At 71.4% G+C, this 2,812-nt stretch carries 3 protein-coding genes and 1 pseudogene; 3 read left to right on the forward strand and 1 reads right to left on the reverse strand.

Going from position 1 to position 2,812, the window contains the following annotated elements; all coding sequences use genetic code 11:
• Window positions 1-391 (forward strand): annotated as a pseudogene (locus H5J30_RS25580) (hypothetical protein); the annotation flags it as partial.
• Between the two features lie 135 nt (window positions 392-526).
• On the opposite strand, the gene erpA reads toward H5J30_RS25580, so the two are convergent.
• The gene (gene erpA / locus H5J30_RS25585; RefSeq protein ID WP_181789707.1) at window positions 527-880 is read right to left on the reverse strand and encodes an iron-sulfur cluster insertion protein ErpA; all 354 of its coding nucleotides are present in this window, start codon (window positions 878-880) and stop codon (window positions 527-529) included.
• Window positions 881-1,187: 307 nt separating this feature from the next.
• On the opposite strand from erpA, the gene nadA reads away from it, so the two are divergent.
• Both nadA and H5J30_RS25595 read left to right on the forward strand, forming a co-directional pair.
• Window positions 1,188-2,372 (forward strand): quinolinate synthase NadA, encoded by a 1,185-nt coding sequence (gene nadA, locus H5J30_RS25590; RefSeq protein ID WP_181789708.1) that lies wholly within the window; start codon window positions 1,188-1,190, stop codon window positions 2,370-2,372.
• Window positions 2,373-2,425: 53 nt separating this feature from the next.
• Window positions 2,426-2,812: GNAT family N-acetyltransferase (locus H5J30_RS25595; protein ID WP_181789709.1), on the forward strand; the 387-nt coding region annotated here is incomplete at its 3' end.

A 2,812-nucleotide genomic window follows, 5' to 3' on the forward strand; every position in this document is an offset into this window, starting at 1 on the left:
GGGCGGCGACAGCGGCACGGACAGCGGCTCGGCGCCGGATTCGCCCGGTCGGGTGGAGCCCGCAGAGCCGGCGCAGCCGCCGTCGTCGGCGCGGCCGGAGCAGCCGGAGAGCGGCGGCGCGGGGCCGACGGCCGTGGGCATCGAGTCGTACTCGGCGGACGGGCGCACCCTGAAGCTGCACTTCTGGGGCGGCGTGTGCACGGACTACGCGGCGACGGCCGAGGAGTCGGGCGGCGCGGTGACGGCGCGGCTCACCGGCGAGGAGAAGGAGCCGGGCCAGGTCTGCATCAAGATCGCCAAGCGCTTCACGGAGACGGTGGAGCTGTCCGCGCCGCTGGACGGCCGCAAGGTCGTGGACGCGGGGACCGGGGAGAAGGTGGCGGCGAAGTAGGCGCGGGAGCGTAGGCACCGCCACGCAGGGCGACCTCGCCCACACAAGCGGAAGGCGGCGGAACCGTGGGGGTTTCCGCCGCCTTCCTCCATGCCGGTACGCGCCGGCAGCCCGCGGGCGCTCCGGGCGCGCTCCTCAGCTGAAGGAGTCGCCGCAGGCGCAGGAGCCGGTCGCGTTCGGGTTGTCGATCGTGAAGCCCTGCTTCTCGATGGTGTCGACGAAGTCGATCGACGCACCGGTCAGATACGGGGCGCTCATCCGGTCCGTCACGACCGAGACGCCGCCGAAGTCCTTGACGACGTCGCCGTCGAGGTCGCGGTCGTCGAAGAAGAGCTGGTAGCGCAGGCCGGAGCAGCCACCGGGCTGTACGGCGACGCGGAGCTTGAGATCCGGCTGGCCTTCCTGCTCCAGCAGGTTCTTGACCTTCGCCGCAGCGGCGTCGGACAGAATGATGCCGTCGACTGCGGTGGTCTCGCCCTGAACGGTCATTCGCATGTCTCCCGGGTTGTGGACTGCTTGCCGATCGAGTCCAACCGGCCGCGCCCCCGATTCATTCCGGCCGGGCGCGCGCATTCTTGCTCCTTGCATGCTCGCATACGCCACCACTTCGGGTCATCCGCCCAAGGTCGGAGGAGGGCGTACGGACCGGGCCGGGACGTGCGCGCGGCATTCGTCACATTGACGCGAGCACCATCGTCAACCTGACGCGAAGGGGATATGATTAATAATGTCAATATGACGAAAACAGCTGCGCCGGCAGCCCGCCGCGAGCCGAAGAGAAAGGGTGGAGTGCGCTGTGACCACCGCCCAGGACCTTGATGTGACCCCCACACCCCTCGCCCTGCTGCTGCTCGGGCGGGAGGCGGACCCCTCCAGCGAGCGCGGCGTCGACTGTCCCGGCGACCTGCCGGCCCCCTCCGACCCCGGGCTCGTCGAACGCGCCCGCGCGGCCAAGGAGCGACTGGGCGAGAAGGTCTTCGTCCTCGGCCACCACTACCAGCGCGACGAGGTCATCCAGTTCGCCGACGTGACCGGCGACTCCTTCAAGCTCGCGCAGCAGGCCGCGGCCCGCCCCGAGGCGGAGTACATCGTCTTCTGCGGCGTGCACTTCATGGCCGAGTCGGCGGACATCCTCACCACCGACGCCCAGGCGGTCGTCCTGCCCGACCTGGCCGCCGGCTGCTCCATGGCCGACATGGCCACCGCCGAGCAGGTCGCCGAGTGCTGGGACGTGCTCACCGAGGCCGGCGTCGCGGACGCCACCGTCCCCGTGTCGTACATGAACTCCTCCGCCGACATCAAGGCGTTCACCGGCCGGCACGGCGGCACGATATGCACCTCCTCCAACGCGGAGCGGGCCCTGGACTGGGCCTTCGCGCAACGCGAGGCCGGCGCGGGCAAGGTGCTGTTCCTGCCCGACCAGCACCTCGGCCGCAACACCGCGGTACGCGACCTGGGCCTGTCCCCCGGCGACTGCGTCCTCTACAACCCGCACCGGCCGAACGGCGGCCTGACCGCCGAGCAGCTGCGCGCCGCGAAGATGATCCTGTGGCGCGGGCACTGCTCCGTGCACGGCCGCTTCTCGCTCGACTCCGTCGACGAGGTACGCGAGCGCATCCCCGGCGTGAACGTGCTGGTCCACCCCGAGTGCAAGCACGAAGTGGTCGCCGCCGCCGACCAGGTCGGCTCCACCGAGCACATCATCAAGGCCCTCGACGCGGCCCCCGCGGGCTCGAAGTGGGCGGTGGGCACGGAGCTGAACCTCGTCCGCCGGCTGGCCAAGCGCCACCCCGACAAGGAGATCGTCTTCCTCGACCGCACCGTCTGCTTCTGCTCCACCATGAACCGCATCGACCTGCCCCACCTGGTCTGGGCGCTGGAGTCGCTGGCGGACGGCAAGCTCGTCAACCGCGTCGAGGTCGACAAGGAGACCGAGCACTTCGCCAGGCTCGCGCTGGAGCGGATGCTGGCACTGCCCTGACGTCCGGATACGGGGGGTGACGCGGGCCCGGCGCAGAGCAGAGGATTGACCGCATGATGCTGCGCCAGGTCCGCGACACGAAGGACGACGCCGAGGCCGTACGCCTCACCGCCCACGCCGCGTTCGCCGCCTCGCACGAGGCCAAGGGCGACCCGCCCGAGGAGCCCGACGAGAACGGCGCGATCCTCCTGCGCAGCGTCGTACGGCACCTGGCCCGCACCGACCCCAGCGGCTGCTGGCTGGCCATGGACGACTCCGGCCGGCCGGTCGGCGCGGCGCTGTCCACCAGACGCGAGGGCACCTGGGGGCTGTCGCTGCTGGTCGTCGTGCCGGACGCGCAGGGCAAGGGGCTCGGCAAGGCGCTGCTCGCGCGCACGCTCGCGTACGGGCGCGGCTGCCTGCGCGGCCTCATCTGCGGCTCCCGCCACCCGCACGCCGCC

Source organism: Streptomyces phytophilus (assembly GCF_013870535.1).
Taxonomy (GTDB): Bacteria; Actinomycetota; Actinomycetes; order Streptomycetales; family Streptomycetaceae; genus Streptomyces; species Streptomyces phytophilus.

Bases quoted from the DNA above. Each gene is read 5' to 3' on its own strand.
- erpA (WP_181789707.1), bottom strand. From the start codon at position 880: ATGACCGTTCAGGGCGAGACCACCGCAGTCGACGGCATCATTCTGTCC.